Source organism: Limnohabitans sp. Bal53 (assembly GCF_003063355.1).
Classification (GTDB): Bacteria; Pseudomonadota; Gammaproteobacteria; order Burkholderiales; family Burkholderiaceae_C; genus Limnohabitans_A.
Genome location: NZ_NESH01000002.1, coordinates 1 through 15,330 on the forward strand (window position 1 = coordinate 1; position 15,330 = coordinate 15,330).

Sequence of the window (15,330 nt, forward strand, 5' to 3'; positions counted from 1 at the left end):
CAGCCTGACCGCCTCCATCTTGAATTCCAGCGTGTACTTGGCCCGTTTCCTCGTTTCACTCATCTCGTTCTCCTTGAACTGATTTTTAACCATCAGCTAAGCAGTACGTTTTTCGGGGGCAAGGTCAGCCTGACACACGCATGCCTGTGCAGGGCTGATTCTTTTATTCAAATCGTATACGCTATAACGCGTCATCAAGGAAACCCAGAATGAGTTCAGCAATTAATGAAGATGGCATCCAAGCGCTCATCAAAAATTTTAGTTCTGTCGGAAAGAATGTCGACGTTGTTAAGACCCGCACGACGCCTGATTTTCGTTTCATACGCCCGAGCGGGAACCCACTTGATGCGGCAGGCTTTGCAAACATGTTCGCATCAGGTGACTTGGTCATGCAGTCTATCGGCTTGAGCAAGGTTCACCGACTAGATGTGTATGGCGACCGTGCCTTTGCGGCCTTTACGCAAGTTGCGACGTTCACTTACAAGGGCGAGCCAAACGATGACGTTTTCACCGTCACAGCTCTTTTTCAAAAGATAGATGGCCTTTGGTACTTTTCTTGGGTGCAGCGCTCGAGTGGACAAGCCGATTCAGCCGCTTGGTTCTAAGCGACCAGACCTGTCTTACGCTATGGCGAAGGGCGGCACAGTTTAAAAGTCCACTGACAGGCTTGAGACTGTGAGGCCTTACTCTCAAGCTCCGGCAGCGGTTTGAAGAGGCCACTGCAATCAGCCTGGGCGAAGATGTCTTTCGGATCTTGCTCAAGCCTGGGACGTGCAGTACTTGGCTGCATGCCCTAATGCTGCATTACGATTTATTTGGAGAAACGTATGCCTGCGCAATGCGTTGTGCCGTGCCCATGGCAGCGCTCATAGCGTTCATGCTGATCAGCTCAGTGGCATTTATTGAGTCGAAAGCACCGCTTGCGCCCGTGACCATGCCCAAGCACGCCATTTGGTCGGCGGTGCCCTCTGAAATGACAACCACACTTCCGGTTGAAATCTCAAAGTAAAGGTGGTGAATGGACACCCCCAAGGCGTCGAATAACGCGCGTGTGGCTTGCTCTCTATCGCTTGGTTTAGCAAGCATTCCCTGGAAGGCTTGGGTTGAATACTTGGCTTTTGTCATGTAAACGGCCATGGTCTTATCCTTAAAAATAGGTCAAAAAATAAAAAACGGTGTTGCGCAAACCTTGGTCCAAAAACACCCGAGAACGTTACAAGTTTTCAAAAATCAAATTCACTATGGCTGTAGTCCATTGGCAAAAAATTGGTAAAAGCTTGGCAACAATCCAGGTAAAACCGATGATTTAAAAAGCCTGAACGAGTGCGTAGGGCGTTTTGTGTAAAAAGGGTACGGCCCACTGGTCCGGCTGCGCCAGCCTTGCACCTTGCTGTCATTCCGTTACAGCATCAAGCGCCAATGTTTTGGCAATTTTTTGGAAATAGTTGAACACCATAATTTGAATTCACCTCAGCATTCAACCTGATCAACTTAGCAATCAACACCCATGACCGTCTTTCTAGCCGGACCTCCTTCGCCAACCACTTGCGAAAACAGGTCAGAGTGAGTCGGTTTTTTGTTTTGGTTTAAAACGCCACGGTCACTGACTTATGACCGTGTCACGAAACCCAACGGCCACTTCAGTGGTCACACTGAAGGAAATCTATGTCCCCCGAACTTGCCTTTTTAACGTACTACGGCATCCTCGTCATGCTCACCCTCCTTGTCCAGGTATTGGCAGCGGCGCAGCAAGTGGGATTGTCCGCTCTGGCCGGTAACCGTGAAGGCTTGGTGTTGACAGGAATGGCCTTTCGTTTAGAGCGCGCCACTGCCAATTCCTTGTTTGCACTGGCGCTGATCGCACCGGCAGTGATCATGCTGCACCTGTCTAAACAAGGCGCTGAAATGGTAGGCCAAGCCTTGCTGCTATTCCTGCTGGCCCGTGTTGCCTACGTACTTCTGTATGCCTTTGGTGTTGCTTGGTTTCGCACCATCGCCTGGCTCATTGGCTTTGGCTGTACGGCTGTGCTGTACGCGCGGGTTCTCGGTTTCTGACTCAAGCAGCTCAAAAAAGTTAGGTATCGCACATGAATATGCCGTTTGTAAGAGAACAAGGTGTTGGTCCAGGCGTTGTTTGCTTTCATTCCAATTGCAGCAGCTCAGGTCAATTTAAAGAGCTAATGGACACGCTGGGTAGTCATTTTCATGTGCTCGCCTTTGACGCGTATGGGGCAGGTAAAACGCCTGCTTGGTCGCGCAGCACCTACCTCAGCCTCTCAGACGAGGTTGCGCTTGCTGAGGCCGTCATGCTTCAGGCAGGAGAGCCGGTCATTTTGGTGGGCCATTCGTATGGCGCAGCTGTTGCGCTGATGATGGCTTTGGCCAATCCAGCGCGCGTCCAAGCTGTCGTGGTTTATGAGCCCACACTTTTTTCCCTGGTGAACCAGGTTCATGCGGCTCCCAACGGTGCGGATGCCATGCGCGTGGTGTGGAAAGCCGGCGCTCAAGCAGTCGAAGACGGTGACTTGGACGCGGCTGCACGGATGTTTATTGATTTATGGTCTGGCGAGGGAACTTGGGAAAACACACCGCCTAGGCACAAAGAGGCTATTTTGGTGGCCATTCGTGACATGGACCGCTGGGGTAGCGCGCTACACAACGATCCAACCCCTTTGAGCGCCTTCGCCGAGTTGGCATGTCCTGTTCTGTACATGATAGGCAAGGACTCACCTTTGCCCGCCCACGCGGTGGCCGATGTGTTGGTCCCCGTGTTGCCTCGCGTACAGGTCATTGAATTTGAAGGCATAGGGCACATGGGCCCCATCACCCACGCCGCGCAGATCAATGCGGCCATCGTCTCTTTTGTTACCCGTTTAGGCTAGAACAGAAAACATGGTGCGGATCTTGTTTTAATTGATGACGATGATTGTGAGCGCTCTGACACTGCCCCTCCAGCATTCAAAGTAGACACACCGTTAGCCGCCAACCTTGAGGCCAGTACCTCGGCTGAACACACACGCCGTCTTGCAGAAGATTCTGAGATGGCAAAGCGTTTGGTGACAGCCTTGGGCTTCAAGGCTGACTCCAAATTCAAACCCAACCCTGCCGCCACGCGCTGTCGTCCTGCAAATCCCGCCAGGCGATGACCTGAACCGCCTTGGAAAACACCGCCTCGATTTCTACCCATTCAATCGGGTCCGTGGGCTCTTCGGGTTGAATCACCCGGCTGATCAAAAAGTGCTTTTATCGAAATAAAATTACCGCGACTAAGTCAGGCCAAATTGATCGGGTGTAATCTAACTCAATGGTTGGCTTTCGGCGTTAGCCAATAATCTTCGTTGCTGATTTACGATCGTCTTCATAAGGTCAGTCAAAGTATGCGCCTTGGTCAAAGGAAACTTGGAATCAGTAACCTAAGTATCTGATCGTGTTCATAGCAAGGTCGGGAATTAGAGAGTTGCAGTTGCTCTCGGGCAGCCTCATAAGTTCTGACCAAATAAAACAGGGCCATGTGGTTACATTGCCACATTGCCCTGTTGCTGGATTACTTGATTTCCCAAACCGCCATGGAGCCGCTGACTTCATAGCCAGCCAGCAACAATGGCTTGCCTGTGGGGCTTTGCGCGGCGGGCACAAACTGCAATCCCTCTGGCGAAATGTCGCCGTTGGTCATGTCGGTGGTGTTTTGCAGCCACTGTACAAACACGGGAGCGGCCGGGTTGCTCACGTCATACATCAAGATGGCGCTGGTGCGCTCCAAAGCCACAAAGGCGTAAGTCTTGGTGCCAATCTGACCTACCACCACACTCTCGGGTTCAGGACCTTTGTTGTCGAGGCGACCAATCACTTGGCTCTTGCCCAGCAAAGCCGTGGGCAATGTGGTGTAGGCCCGTTGCTCCAGATCGGAGCCCGAGTCAAACACCTGCGCGCCTGTTGTGGCGTTGTAGATCGAGAACGAACGGCCACCCAGTGCGTAGAGTTTTTCGTACTGGTTGTTGCTGTTCTTGCCCAAGGTGCTGATCACATTTAAGCGACCCAGCTCGGCATCGGCTTGCAGTGCAGCAGCGTTAGGGAATGCGGTGGCGTCCAGTGCCAGGTCTTTGACCTTCGAGGTTTCGCTCGTCGCCAAGAAATCGTCGCGGTCATCGCCTTCGTTGGCAGTGATGAAGTAAGGCGTGTTGCCAATGCTGAAGCTGGCAATCGCATCGGGCATGTAAATGCCAAACAGATTGGCATAAGTCTTGAGTTCAAACGGCGCTGTTGCACTAACCTTGTCAGAAGGAGCCAAAGCGTTGGCTGCCAAGCCGTGGTCTTTGAAGCCCAAGGCGACGAGGCGCTCGATGCGAGCGTTGGCCAAGTCCACGATGGCCACAGCGTTGTTCTCTTGCAGCGTTACATAAGCTTTGCTGCCGTCGGCGGTGATGGTGACGTATTCAGGCTCTGCATCGCGAGAAAAATCATTGCCTGCAATTCCGATGCGCACATCAGCTGGCCGCTCGCTGGCACGCGATCCACCGTCGTCAAATGCGGTGAAGTCCAAATTTTGCGCTGTGTCGGCAGGCGTGCCGTTGGCAATGGCAATGATGGAGATGGTACCCAGAGGGTCGTTGGATTTGTCTGAGGCCAGCACAAAGTCTTTGTCGCCATCGATCTCGGCTTCGTTGGCCACCACCAAGCGGCTACCGTCGGGGCTAAAGGCCATGCCGTCAGGCAAGCTGCCAACAGTGACTTTTTTCAGATAAGTGGCGTTGCCTTGGTTGTCCAGACTGTAAAAAGCCACTACCCCGTTTTGAGTTTTGGGCGTGGCTTTAACTGCAATCGCCAGCAAGTTGCCGCTTATGGCTAAAGTCTGTACGCCATCGGCGGTGAAGTTGGCATCGTTGACATCGGTGGCCACTTGCACAGTGGCACCGCTTTCCAAGTTGCTGGCTGTGGTCGGGTTGGCCAATGCGGTGCTGCTCAAATTGCGCAAGCTGATGCGCTGAAACGAGGTAGGCACTGTGGCGGTGTCTACCGTGATAAATGCCGATTGGCTGGCAGCATGCAAGGCCACGATTTCAGACATGCCCTCAGAAACGCTGTAAGCATAGCGGCCAATTAAAGTGGCTTGGAGAGGGGTTGCCGATACAGGGTCGTTGCTGCCGCCGCAAGCGGCCAAGGTGGCCAGAACAGCGGTGGCGATGAGGCTTTGACAAAGTCGCAAGGATTTCATGAGGTCTCTCCGATGGTTATAAACACTTCGAGACTAAAAATGTGTTGTGACACATTGATGAAAATTCTGCGGCAGCGGGTGGCCGATAGAGCAATTCCTCAAATTCCGGGCGAAATGGGTGAAAAAAATCTCAAACTGGGGTAACAGCCTAAACATCAGCTTTTGATAAAAATTTGACTCGGTAGCTGATCGGCTATACAGAAATATCTTTTGGTAGTCAAACCCAACCCTGCCGCCACACGCTGTCGTCTTGCAGCTCCCGCCAGGCAATGACCTGAACCGCCTTTGAAAACACCGCCTCGATTTCTACCAATTCAATCGGATCGGACAACTGCTCGGGTTGAATTACCCGGCTGACCAAAAAGTGCTTTTGCTTGGCCACGGGTTTGACCGCGGTCCATTTGCTCAGCAGCAGTTTTTTGGGGTTGAGCGGGTTCATGGCTTGCCTTGCATTTCCCGCGCCACGGCTTCGGCCAACTCAATCACCGCCATGGCGTAGTAGCTGGACCAGTTGTAGCGTGTGATGGCATAGAAGTTCTCCGTGCCGGCCACGTAGCTGGGGGCATCGGGGCCATTGAGCAGTTCGATCAAGGCCAGTGGGCCTTGGTGCTGCAGCGCGGGGCCTGACAGGGCGGCGCCTTGACCCACAAAGCTGGCCACGCTGAAGGTGGGCAGGATGTCTGGGGCCAGCAGGTTGTCCATTTGGGTCTGGCTTGATGTCAGACTGACCGGGTAGTGCGTGGACATGCCGCTTTGCCAGCCAAAGGCCTTGAAGTAGTTGGCCACCGAGCCGATGGCATCTTGGGGGCTGCTAAACAGGTCGATGCGCCCATCGCCATCGAAGTCCACGGCAAATTTGGCCCAGCTCGACGGCATGAATTGCGGCAGGCCCATGGCTCCGGCGTAACTGCCCCGGATGGCCAGCGGATCGGCTCCACTGCGTGAGGTGAGCAACAAAAACTGCTCCAGTTCGCTTTGAAAAAAGGCTTGGCGCGCGGCAGCTCGGGGGTGGGCGCTCGGAAAGTGAAAGGCCAGGGTGGCCAGCGCGTCGAGGATTCGGTAGTTGCCAGTGTTTTGGCCGTACAAGGTTTCCACCCCAATGATGCCGACGATCACCGATGCGGGCACGCCATATTCACGCTCGGCACGCGCCAAAGCACTGCGGTTGTTTTGCCAAAAGCGCACGCCCGCCTGGATGCGTATGGGTTCGATGAAGCGGGCGCGGTAGGCGGTCCAATTTTTGGCGGTGGGGCTGCTGGGGGGCAGCACGAGCCGTTCGACCGAGGACAAGCGCTGGGCTTGGGCCAATGTGTTTTGGACCCAGATCGGGTCCAGTTGCAGGCGCTGGCTGGCATCCTCCACCCATGCTTGAGTTTGTGCGGTGCTTGCCAGCGCGATGCCTGTCATGGCTGCCACGCGAACAGGACGGTTGGCTTGTTTTTTGGGAGTAGTGCTTTTTTTGCGCTGCTGTGGCTTGGCTTTGGCGAGCTTGGCGCTTGAGGCCGAGTGCTGTTTGGCCTGCTTTTTTGGGGGAGTTGAGGCTGTCTGCGCGCTGACGGAGGTGGTGGTTGTGGCGTAGGTGATCAGTGTGCCCAGCAACAGCGCCAGACCCATGGAGGCCAAGCCTTGACAAGGTTTACGCAGGGAGGGCGTGGAGCGGTTTGGGGGCACATTCATTGCCTTGAGTTTAAACGCCGTGGCGGTTCGCCCGTGCTAAGCTGGAACCCTTAAAACAGGTCAATTCTTCAAAAATAACAGCCTTGTTGGCTGTGATGAATCTGGAAGACAAACTCATGGGCGCGACAGGTTATTTCACCCACCCAGCTTGCTGGAAGCACGAAATGGGGCCAGGCCACCCCGAGTGCCCGGATCGATTGGGTGCCATCGAAGACCGGCTGCTGATCAGCGGCGTTGACCTGGCGCTGCAAAGGCGCGAGGCCAGTCCTGCATCCCTGGCCGATATTGAGCTGGCTCATGGCCGGATGCACGTGGCGGCTTTGCGTGGCTTGGGCGATGCCTTAAGAGAGGACATGGCCGCCGGCGGCCCCACCCACACCAGCCTGGACCCGGACACGATGATCAATGCCCACACTTGGGATGCGGCTTTGGTCGCGGCCGGCGCGGCGTTGGACGCGACCGACGCCGTGCTGGCGGGCGAGCTGGAGAACGCCTTTTGCGCCGTGCGCCCACCGGGTCACCACGCCTGCCGTGACAAGGCCATGGGCTTTTGTTTTTTCAACAATGTAGCGATTGCTGCCAAGTACGCACTGGAGCGCCATGGCCTCAAGAGGGTGGCCATTGTGGACTTTGATGTGCACCACGGCAATGGCACCGAAGACATCGTGGCGGGTGATGATCGGATCTTGATGGCCAGTTTTTTTCAGCACCCGTTCTACCCTGAAGGCGGCTCGACATCGAACGCGTCCAACTTGGTCAACCTGCCGGTGCCGGCCTACACCCGGGGCATGGACATCCGCGAGTTGGTGGACATGATGTGGTTGCCGCGCCTAGAGGCGCACAAGCCAGAGCTGATTTTCATCAGCGCAGGTTTCGACGCCCACCGCGAAGACGACATGGGCCAGATGGGCCTGGTAGAGCAGGACTACGCCTGGATCACCCAACGCATCAAAGAGGTGGCTTTGCGCCACGCCAAAGGCCGCATCGTGAGTTGTCTGGAAGGCGGCTACAACCTGAGTGCGCTGGGGCGCAGTGTGGAAGCGCACTTGCGCGTGCTGGCCGACGTTTAAAACGGCATGGGTGAGGGTTTGGCACAATCGAAACCATGACCGAAACAAACACCCCCTCTGGCCAAGATTTGTTGCTGCACGAGCGCGATGCGCGTGGTGTGCACCGCTTGACGCTCAACAGCCCCACCAGCTTCAACACCTTGAGCGAGGCGATGCTGACCGCGCTGCAGCAAGCGCTTGAGGTTGTAGCGCAAGACGAGCAGGCCCGTGTGGTGGTGCTGGGTGCAGCCGGCAAGGCTTTTTGTGCCGGGCACAACCTCAAGGAGATGCGGGCCCAGCCCGAGCTGGCCTACTACCAAAAACTCTTTGCCCAGTGCAGCCGCATGATGCTGACCATTCAAAAGCTGCCTGTGCCCGTCATTGCCCGCGTGCAGGGCTTGGCCACGGCAGCGGGTTGCCAGCTGGTGGCGCAGTGTGATTTGGCGGTGTCTGCCGACAGCGCCACGTTTGGGGTGAACGGCATCGATGTGGGGTTGTTTTGCGCCACGCCGAGCGTGCCCCTGGTGCGCAACATGCACGCCAAGCAGGCCATGGAGATGCTGCTGACGGGCGGCTTCATCTCGGCCGCAGAGGCCCAAAGCCGTGGGCTGGTGAACCGTGTGTGCACGGCGGCCGAGCTGGATGCGCAGGTCGATGATTTGGTGAACGCCATCCTGGCCAAACCGCGTGAGGCGGTGCGGGTGGGCAAGGCTTTGTTTTACCAACAGCGCGAGATGGGCATCGAATCCGCTTACCAGTTGGCAGGCCAAACCATGGCCTGCAACATGGTCCACGACGTGGCGCAAGAAGGCGTGCAGGCTTTCATTGAGAAAAGGACTCCCTCATGGCGGACATGAGCAACATGGCGGTGGTCGATCCGATGAGTCTGGTGCTCGCTTTGGTGCGGCCCGAGTCGATGATGGCCTTGGGCGCCTTTGCGGTTTGTTTGGTGCTGGCTTGGCTGATGACATGGGGCGTGCGCCGTGTTTTTCATGGTCAAGACTTGGCCATTTTGCTGGGGCGCAAATTGGTCGATGGCGTCCTGTTTCCGGTGCTGCTGCTGGGGCTGACTTTTGTGGCGCGTATTGTGTTGACCCAGCAGCAACCTGCGCCGTTGTTTGCGGTCTTGCTGCCGGTGTGTATCTCGTTGGCGGTGATCCGTTTGGGCGTCAAGGTGCTGCAGGTGGCGTTTGCCAATGCGCCCTTTGTGCGGGTGCTCGAGCGCACGATTTCTTGGCTGGCTTGGGGCGCCGTGGTGCTCTGGGTTACTGGTATTTTGCCCGTGGTGCTCCATGAGCTCGACCAGATCAGCTGGAAAATCGGCGGCAGCGTGTTGTCGGTGCGCACCTTGATCGAGGGGGCACTCACAGCAGGTGCGGTGCTGATTGTGGCGCTGTGGGTGTCTGCGGCCATCGAGTCGCGTTTGCTCAAATCGGCCACGGGCAGTGACTTGTCGCTGCGCAAAGTGATCAGCAACACGGTGCGGGCCTTGCTCATGTTTGTGGGTTTGCTGATGGCGCTGTCGTCGGTCGGCATTGACTTGACTGCTTTGTCGGTGCTGGGCGGCGCGGTGGGAGTGGGCATTGGCTTTGGCTTGCAAAAGCTGGCCTCCAACTACGTCAGTGGTTTCGTGATTTTGGCCGAGCGCAGCATGCGCATTGGGGACATGGTGCTGGTGGATGGTTTTGAAGGACGCATTGTCGACATCAAGGCGCGCTACACCGTGATCCGGGCGCTGAATGGCCGCGAGTCCATCGTCCCCAACGAGTTTTTGATCATCAACCGGGTGGAAAACTTCACCCTGATGGATCCCCAAATGTCTCAGACGACAATGGTCTCGGTGGCTTATGACAGCGATGTGGAATTGGTGCGGCGGCTGTTGATTGAGGCCTGCGCAAGTCAGGATCGGGTGCTCAAAGACCCCGCCCCCAATGCCTTTTTGAGCCAGTTTGGCGCAGATGGTCTGGAGTTCACCGTGAGTTACTGGATCGCCGATCCAGAAAACGGCCAACTGGCGCTGCGCTCGACCATCAACATGCTGATCTTGGCCGCGCTGCGCGAGCACAAGATCGAAATCCCGTACCCGCAGCGGGTGATGCACATGGTCAATCCATCATCGAAGGCAGCCACAGGCTGATGGCTGGAAAGGCCAGCAAGATGCCCAATGTGATGACCAGCACCAGTACCAAGGGCCAAACGCCACGGAAGATGGCACCCAAGCCCACATTCGGCAGCAAGGTGTTGAGCACAAACAGGTTCATGCCCACGGGTGGTGAGATCAAGCCGATTTGAATCACCATCACGATCAATACGCCAAACCAGACCGGGTCAAAACCCAACTCCACCACGATGGGGAAGAACAAGGGAATGGTCAGCAAGACCATCGTGAGCTCTTCCATCACGGTGCCCAGTAGCACATAGATCAGCATCATGGCGGCCACGATCATGATGGGCGACAGGCCCAAGCCGGTGATCCAGTCCTTGAGTTCAAAAGGCAAGCTGGTGTAGTTGACGAAGTTGGCAAAGATCGTGGCGGCTATCAGCAAAGTGAACAACATGGCTGTTGTGCGGGCCGACTCCACCAGAACTTGAGCAAGCACCTTCCAGGTCAATGCTTTGCGTGCCAAGGCGAACAAAAATGCGCCAGTGGCGCCCATGCCAGCGCCTTCGGTGGCGGTGAAGAATCCGCCATAAATTCCGCCCAGCACCAGCACCACCAAGAGCAGCACGCCCCAAATGCCGCGCACGGCTTTGAGCCGTTCTTCCCAACTGAATTTTTCCCCCGCAGGGGCATGTTCCGGGTTATGCCACGTCATCAAGACGACGGCCAACATCATCAGGCTGGCCGTCAAAATCCCGGGCAGCACCCCTGCCGCAAACAGTTTGCCGATGTGGGTCTCTGTGATGATGCCGTAAATGACGAGGATGGTAGAGGGCGGAATCATGATGCCCAAGGTGCCACCCGCTGCGATCACGCCAGTTGACATGGCATCGCTGTAGCCCAGCTTTTTCATCGAGGGATATGCCACTTTGCTCATGGTGGCCGCGGTGGCAATCGATGAGCCACAAATCGCACCAAAACCTGCGCAGGCGGCAATGGTTGCATGCGCCAGCCCACCTTTTCGGTGTCCGATGAAGGTGTAGGCCGCATGGAACAATTCATGGGCCAAACCAGCCCGAGCCACAAAATTGCCCATCAAAATGAACAAAGGAATCACCGACAAGGTGTAGGCAAAACCGGTCTCATGCACCACTTGCGCGGTGCTGGCCATGGCGGGCAACCACCCGCGTGTGAGGCCAATGCCCACAACGCCCACCAGGCCCATGGAAAAAGCCAAAGGCATGCGCAAAAGGGCCAATACAAAGATGGCCAAAAATCCCAACAAGGCTTCGGTCACAGCGTGCCCCCTTCGGACGCGGTCTCGTCACTGGTTCTGAAGGCCTTGACCAAGTGCACCAGGCCCGTCAAGCCGCACAACACCCCCATGCCTTGGATGAAAGGCGATTTGGTGATCTTCAGTTGGGCCGTGGTTTCGCCTGTGGCCGCGAATTCCCCGCCTGTTTGCCACATCAAATAGGCCAGTGCGAAAAGCAGGGTGGCACAAGCCAAGTGAACCAGGCCTTGCTGGATTTTTCTGACCAGGCGCGGCAGCAACACGTCCAATGAGTCAAACACCACATGCTCGCCTTTGAGCGACACCAATGGCAGTGCCCCAAAAATCACGACCACCATCAGCAGTTCAGTCAGCTCCAAAGAGCCGGTGATGGAGTGCGAGAGCATTTTGCGACCCGAAACATCCAGAAAAGTCAGCACCATGATGGCGAACAAGGCCAGACCTGAAAGAGTTCCGCAAAGGATTTCGAGAGTTTTTTTCAACTTTTCACCCATAAAAAAACGGTATTTGCTGATGGGCAAATACCGCTGGTGTTTCCCACACCCGGGTATTTCACCCGGGGTATGTCAGATCACTTTTGATTTTGCAGCTTGGCGATTTCAGCACGGAATTCAGACAAAGTGCCCGAGGGGTCCTTCAAGCCCTTGGCTTTGGCTGCTTGAGCCCAGTCACGCTCGAGTTTGCTCACTCGAACAGTGACACCGCTGACGAAGCTGTTGTCGGCCTTGATGACTTTCACGCCGTTTTTCTGCATGTTGGTCAAAGCCTGAGCGTCGACGCGGTCCCATGCTTTGCCAAAGCGGCGTGCAACGGCTTCACCAGACAACTCATCCACCACTTTTTTGTCAGCAGCGGAGAGGCTGTTGTACTTGGCAGGGTTCATCATGAAGACGAAGCTGGTGTTGTAGAGGCCGCCTGGAAACTGCGTGGCGTGTTTGATGATCTTGTCGATCTTGAAGGAGTCCGTTGACTCAGCGGGGAACAGGGTGCCGTCCATCACGCCGCTTGACAAGAGTTCATAAGATTCTGGGGCGGGCTTGAGTGTCACGTTCATGTCCAGAGTTTTGGAGATCTCGTTGACCATGCCGCCACCCACACGGAACTTCAGACCGGAGAGGTCTTCCACCCGTGTGATGGGTTTTTTAGTGTTGAACACGATGCCTGGACCATGGGTGAAGAAACCGAGGACCTTCACGCCTTGGTGTTCGGCTGCGAATTCTGGGTACTTGCTGGCAATGCGGTTGAATGCCACCGACAGGGGCTCAGCACGGTCGCCCAAAAATGGGAACTCGGCCATTTGAGACAGCACAAAACGTCCAGGGGTGTAGCCATGGACGGTGAAGGACACATCGACCAGACCATTTTTGACAGCGTCGAAAGTGCCGGGTGCAGGCGTGACAGCGCGGGGCAGGATGTTGCAGCGCACGCGGTTGGTGGTTTTGGCCGCCAGGTCGGCGCACCATTCTTTTTGCGACATCGACAGACCGTGCGTGGGCGGAACCCAGCTTGAAACGGTCAAGACGGTTTGGGCTTGTGCCAAGCCACTGAAGCTGGCAAGGGCTGCTGCAGCCACGGAAATCAAAGTTTTCTTCATCCAATTGCTCCATTGATTTGGTTACAAAACATAATCGTAATATCGAACGATCCTCAAGGAAATCCATGTTAACCCTGATTTACCTACCGATTGGTCGGTGAATTCCCGGGGGTAGGATAGGCAAGTGATCAATATGGTTTTCAAAAATCCGGTCTAAAATTCGAACGACCGTGCTTTTTTGAGAAATGTGCGGTGCCTGTTTGGCGGTTTTGATGCACAATTGACGTTTACGTAACGTCAATGACATCACGGCGTTTCTAGGTGCTTGGGTTTTGATATCAATGGAGAAGCTTTCATGAAAATTCTCGTTCCCGTCAAACGGGTGGTGGACTACAACGTCAAGGTCCGTGTCAAGTCCGATGGTTCGGGCGTGGACATTGCCAACGTCAAGATGAGCATGAACCCCTTTGACGAGATTGCCGTCGAAGAAGCCGTTCGCTTGAAAGAAAAAGGTTTTGCCACCGAAGTGATCGCTGTTTCTTGCGGCGTGACTCAATGCCAGGAAACCCTGCGCACGGCCATGGCCATTGGTGCCGATCGCGGCATTCTGGTCGAGACCCCCGCTGACCTGGACCTGCAGCCCTTGGCCGTGGCCAAATTGCTCAAGGCCTTGGTGGATAAAGAGCAACCCGGTTTGATCATCCTGGGCAAACAAGCCATTGATGACGACTGCAACCAAACCGGCCAGATGTTGGCGGCATTGGCCGATCTGCCCCAGGCCACCTTTGCCTCCAAGGTCGAGATTGTGGATGGCAAAGCCCATGTGACGCGCGAGATCGACGGTGGTTTGGAAGTGCTGAGCGTCAGCTTGCCTGCGGTGGTGACCACCGACCTGCGCCTGAACGAGCCGCGTTACGTGACGCTGCCCAACATCATGAAGGCCAAGAAAAAGCAGCTCGACAACTTCAAACCGGAAGATTTGGGTGTCGATGTGGCCCCCCGCATCAAGACCCTGAAGGTGGCCGAGCCTGCCAAGCGCAGCGCCGGCATCAAGGTGCCCGATGTGGCCACGCTGGTGGATAAATTGAAAAACGTTGCAAAGGTAATCTGACCATGACCGCACTCGTTATTGCTGAACACGACAACGCCTCGATCAAAGGCGCTACCTTGAACACCGTCACGGCCGCTGCCGCTTGCGGTGGTGATGTGCACGTGCTGGTCGCTGGCCACAATGCCGCTGCCGCAGCACAAGCAGCAGCCCAAATCGCTGGTGTTTCCAAAGTGATCCACGCCGACAGCGAAGCGCTGGCCCATGGCCTGGCCGAAAACGTCGCCGCCCAGGTGCTGGCCATTGCATCCAACTACAGCCACATCTTGTTTCCCGCCACGGCTGCGGGCAAGAACGTGGCGCCCCGTGTGTCCGCCAAATTGGATGTGGGTCAAATCAGCGATGTGACACAAGTCCTCTCGGCCGACACCTTCGAGCGCCCGATCTATGCGGGCAACGCTATGGCCACCGTGCAAAGCCTTGATGCCACCAAAGTCATCACCGTGCGCACCACCGGCTTTGACGCTGCAGCTGCAACCGGTGGCAGCGCCGCCGTGGAAACTTCTGCTGCGCAAGCTGACAGCGGCAAGAGCAGTTTCAAGGGCAGCGAAATCGCCAAGAACGACCGCCCAGAACTGACCGCCGCCAAGATCATCGTGTCTGGCGGCCGTGCATTGGGCAGCTCAGAAAAGTTCAACGAAGTCATGACCCCGTTGGCCGACAAACTGGGGGCTGCGATTGGCGCCAGCCGAGCTGCAGTCGATGCCGGTTACGCTGCCAACGACCTGCAGGTCGGTCAGACCGGCAAGATCGTGGCGCCTCAGCTGTACATCGCAGCAGGCATCTCGGGTGCGATCCAGCACTTGGCGGGCATGAAGGATTCCAAGGTGATCGTGGCGATCAACAAGGACCCCGAAGCGCCGATCTTCAGCGTGGCCGACTTTGGCCTGGAAGCCGATTTGTTTGCGGCTGTGCCTGAGTTGACACAGGCACTTTGATCGTTTGACGGGCCCTGGAACGCTTTCATGCTGAAACAGGGTCCACGTTTTTTCCGTGCGCCGGGTTCGGTGGCCGGGGCTGGCTCAGAGGCGCTTCGCTTTGCCACATCGCCAGCCCCGGCCACCGAACCCGGCGCACTGCGTTTCAAGCCCTTTGCGCCCACTGTGAAATGTCAAACCCATGGGAGCCCTGTTGGGATGTCGCCCATGGAAACAGCAGCCGTTCAAATTACCCTGAACGCAGCCGCTCAGGCAGGGGCCTGCGGCGGGGCGATGCGGCAAAGCGAAGCGCCTCTGAGCCCCGCCGCAGGCCCCTGCCTGAGTGGCGAATCGAGCCCCGCGCCAGGCTCCTGCCTGAGCTGCGAACAAACACCCTTCTCAGCGATATTGATCCCGACACCCATTTGAATCAGGAGA

The 15,330-nt window shown here is 56.2% G+C and carries 18 protein-coding genes; 10 read left to right on the top strand and 8 right to left on the bottom strand.

The genetic code is table 11. The features are described from left to right. A partial coding sequence (locus B9Z50_RS17895; protein ID WP_233249773.1) for a hypothetical protein occupies positions 1 to 213 on the top strand: 213 nt, incomplete at its 5' end. Further along, the gene (locus tag B9Z50_RS04940) at positions 210 to 605 is read left to right on the top strand and encodes a DUF3804 family protein (RefSeq protein WP_108362603.1); all 396 of its coding nucleotides are present in this window, start codon (positions 210 to 212) and stop codon (positions 603 to 605) included. The genes B9Z50_RS17895 and B9Z50_RS04940, both read left to right, overlap by 4 nt. Before the next feature lie 199 nt (positions 606 to 804). Here the strand turns inward: B9Z50_RS04940 and B9Z50_RS04945 are convergent, their stop codons facing one another. Further along, positions 805 to 1,137, bottom strand: a complete 333-nt coding sequence (locus B9Z50_RS04945; RefSeq protein WP_108362604.1) for a GYD domain-containing protein — start codon at positions 1,135 to 1,137, stop codon at positions 805 to 807. 528 nt (positions 1,138 to 1,665) lie between these two features. Here B9Z50_RS04945 and B9Z50_RS04950 point away from each other — a divergent pair. Both B9Z50_RS04950 and B9Z50_RS04955 read left to right on the top strand, forming a co-directional pair. Beyond that, on the top strand, positions 1,666 to 2,055 hold the full coding sequence (locus B9Z50_RS04950; protein WP_108362605.1) for an MAPEG family protein: 390 nt from the start codon (positions 1,666 to 1,668) through the stop codon (positions 2,053 to 2,055). Positions 2,056 to 2,087: 32 nt separating this feature from the next. Beyond that, positions 2,088 to 2,882, top strand: a complete 795-nt coding sequence (locus B9Z50_RS04955; protein WP_108362606.1) for an alpha/beta fold hydrolase — start codon at positions 2,088 to 2,090, stop codon at positions 2,880 to 2,882. Between the two features lie 208 nt (positions 2,883 to 3,090). Here the strand turns inward: B9Z50_RS04955 and B9Z50_RS04960 are convergent, their stop codons facing one another. The 4 genes from B9Z50_RS04960 to mltB all read right to left on the bottom strand — a co-directional run bounded on the left by B9Z50_RS04960 (position 3,091) and on the right by mltB (position 6,826). Then, complete coding sequence (locus B9Z50_RS04960; protein WP_108362607.1) at positions 3,091 to 3,234, bottom strand: TIGR02450 family Trp-rich protein; 144 nt, start codon at positions 3,232 to 3,234, stop codon at positions 3,091 to 3,093. A gap of 310 nt (positions 3,235 to 3,544) precedes the next feature. Further along, positions 3,545 to 5,212, bottom strand: coding sequence for a choice-of-anchor I family protein (locus B9Z50_RS04965; protein ID WP_108362608.1), 1,668 nt, complete (start codon positions 5,210 to 5,212; stop codon positions 3,545 to 3,547). 217 nt (positions 5,213 to 5,429) lie between these two features. Continuing rightward, a complete protein-coding gene (locus B9Z50_RS04970) occupies positions 5,430 to 5,651 on the bottom strand; it encodes a TIGR02450 family Trp-rich protein (RefSeq protein WP_108362609.1) in 222 nt (73 codons plus the stop codon). Then, positions 5,648 to 6,826 carry a lytic murein transglycosylase B gene (gene mltB, locus B9Z50_RS04975; protein ID WP_370463066.1) on the bottom strand — a complete coding sequence of 393 codons (1,179 nt, stop codon included), beginning with the start codon at positions 6,824 to 6,826 and terminating at the stop codon, positions 5,648 to 5,650. Before mltB ends, B9Z50_RS04970 begins: the two co-directional genes overlap by 4 nt. Positions 6,827 to 7,005: 179 nt before the next feature. Here mltB and B9Z50_RS04980 point away from each other — a divergent pair, with 179 nt between their 5' ends. Genes B9Z50_RS04980 through B9Z50_RS04990 form a run of 3 tightly spaced genes read left to right on the top strand, consistent with a single transcriptional unit; the run spans position 7,006 to position 10,075 of the window. Next, positions 7,006 to 7,959 carry a histone deacetylase family protein gene (locus B9Z50_RS04980; protein WP_108363549.1) on the top strand — a complete coding sequence of 318 codons (954 nt, stop codon included), beginning with the start codon at positions 7,006 to 7,008 and terminating at the stop codon, positions 7,957 to 7,959. A gap of 35 nt (positions 7,960 to 7,994) precedes the next feature. Continuing rightward, positions 7,995 to 8,795 carry an enoyl-CoA hydratase gene (locus B9Z50_RS04985; RefSeq protein WP_108362610.1) on the top strand — a complete coding sequence of 267 codons (801 nt, stop codon included), beginning with the start codon at positions 7,995 to 7,997 and terminating at the stop codon, positions 8,793 to 8,795. Further along, complete coding sequence (locus B9Z50_RS04990) at positions 8,783 to 10,075, top strand: mechanosensitive ion channel family protein (protein ID WP_108362611.1); 1,293 nt, start codon at positions 8,783 to 8,785, stop codon at positions 10,073 to 10,075. Before B9Z50_RS04985 ends, B9Z50_RS04990 begins: the two co-directional genes overlap by 13 nt. Here the strand turns inward: B9Z50_RS04990 and B9Z50_RS04995 are convergent. The 3 genes from B9Z50_RS04995 to B9Z50_RS05005 form a co-directional block, all read right to left on the bottom strand. Then, positions 10,044 to 11,336, bottom strand: a complete 1,293-nt coding sequence (locus tag B9Z50_RS04995; protein ID WP_108362612.1) for a TRAP transporter large permease — start codon at positions 11,334 to 11,336, stop codon at positions 10,044 to 10,046. The two genes, B9Z50_RS04990 and B9Z50_RS04995, sit on opposite strands and share 32 nt — an antisense overlap. Next, on the bottom strand, positions 11,333 to 11,827 hold the full coding sequence (locus B9Z50_RS05000) for a TRAP transporter small permease (protein ID WP_108362613.1): 495 nt from the start codon (positions 11,825 to 11,827) through the stop codon (positions 11,333 to 11,335). The genes B9Z50_RS04995 and B9Z50_RS05000 overlap by 4 nt, the downstream gene beginning before the upstream one ends. A gap of 77 nt (positions 11,828 to 11,904) precedes the next feature. Beyond that, the gene (locus B9Z50_RS05005; RefSeq protein ID WP_108362614.1) at positions 11,905 to 12,927 is read right to left on the bottom strand and encodes a TRAP transporter substrate-binding protein; all 1,023 of its coding nucleotides are present in this window, start codon (positions 12,925 to 12,927) and stop codon (positions 11,905 to 11,907) included. Between the two features lie 295 nt (positions 12,928 to 13,222). On the opposite strand from B9Z50_RS05005, the gene B9Z50_RS05010 reads away from it, so the two are divergent. Genes B9Z50_RS05010 through B9Z50_RS17405 form a run of 3 tightly spaced genes read left to right on the top strand, consistent with a single transcriptional unit; the run spans position 13,223 to position 15,321 of the window. After that, entirely contained in the window at positions 13,223 to 13,978 is a 756-nt protein-coding gene (locus tag B9Z50_RS05010; RefSeq protein WP_108362615.1) for an electron transfer flavoprotein subunit beta/FixA family protein, read from the top strand. Between the two features lie 2 nt (positions 13,979 to 13,980). After that, on the top strand, positions 13,981 to 14,913 hold the full coding sequence (locus B9Z50_RS05015) for an electron transfer flavoprotein subunit alpha/FixB family protein (RefSeq protein ID WP_108362616.1): 933 nt from the start codon (positions 13,981 to 13,983) through the stop codon (positions 14,911 to 14,913). Between the two features lie 27 nt (positions 14,914 to 14,940). After that, entirely contained in the window at positions 14,941 to 15,321 is a 381-nt protein-coding gene (locus B9Z50_RS17405) for a hypothetical protein (RefSeq protein ID WP_146183166.1), read from the top strand. Positions 15,322 to 15,330 lie beyond the last annotated feature (9 nt).

Bases quoted from the DNA above. Each gene is read 5' to 3' on its own strand.
- B9Z50_RS04940 (WP_108362603.1), top strand. From the start codon at position 210: ATGAGTTCAGCAATTAATGAAGATGGCATCCAAGCGCTCATCAAAAAT.
- B9Z50_RS04945 (WP_108362604.1), bottom strand. From the start codon at position 1,137: ATGGCCGTTTACATGACAAAAGCCAAGTATTCAACCCAAGCCTTCCAG.
- B9Z50_RS04950 (WP_108362605.1), top strand. From the start codon at position 1,666: ATGTCCCCCGAACTTGCCTTTTTAACGTACTACGGCATCCTCGTCATG.
- B9Z50_RS04955 (WP_108362606.1), top strand. From the start codon at position 2,088: ATGAATATGCCGTTTGTAAGAGAACAAGGTGTTGGTCCAGGCGTTGTT.
- B9Z50_RS04965 (WP_108362608.1), bottom strand. From the start codon at position 5,212: ATGAAATCCTTGCGACTTTGTCAAAGCCTCATCGCCACCGCTGTTCTG.
- B9Z50_RS04970 (WP_108362609.1), bottom strand. From the start codon at position 5,651: ATGAACCCGCTCAACCCCAAAAAACTGCTGCTGAGCAAATGGACCGCG.
- mltB (WP_370463066.1), bottom strand. From the start codon at position 6,826: ATGGGTCTGGCGCTGTTGCTGGGCACACTGATCACCTACGCCACAACC.
- B9Z50_RS04980 (WP_108363549.1), top strand. From the start codon at position 7,006: ATGGGCGCGACAGGTTATTTCACCCACCCAGCTTGCTGGAAGCACGAA.
- B9Z50_RS04985 (WP_108362610.1), top strand. From the start codon at position 7,995: ATGACCGAAACAAACACCCCCTCTGGCCAAGATTTGTTGCTGCACGAG.
- B9Z50_RS04990 (WP_108362611.1), top strand. From the start codon at position 8,783: ATGGCGGACATGAGCAACATGGCGGTGGTCGATCCGATGAGTCTGGTG.
- B9Z50_RS05000 (WP_108362613.1), bottom strand. From the start codon at position 11,827: ATGGGTGAAAAGTTGAAAAAAACTCTCGAAATCCTTTGCGGAACTCTT.
- B9Z50_RS05005 (WP_108362614.1), bottom strand. From the start codon at position 12,927: ATGAAGAAAACTTTGATTTCCGTGGCTGCAGCAGCCCTTGCCAGCTTC.
- B9Z50_RS05010 (WP_108362615.1), top strand. From the start codon at position 13,223: ATGAAAATTCTCGTTCCCGTCAAACGGGTGGTGGACTACAACGTCAAG.
- B9Z50_RS05015 (WP_108362616.1), top strand. From the start codon at position 13,981: ATGACCGCACTCGTTATTGCTGAACACGACAACGCCTCGATCAAAGGC.
- B9Z50_RS17405 (WP_146183166.1), top strand. From the start codon at position 14,941: ATGCTGAAACAGGGTCCACGTTTTTTCCGTGCGCCGGGTTCGGTGGCC.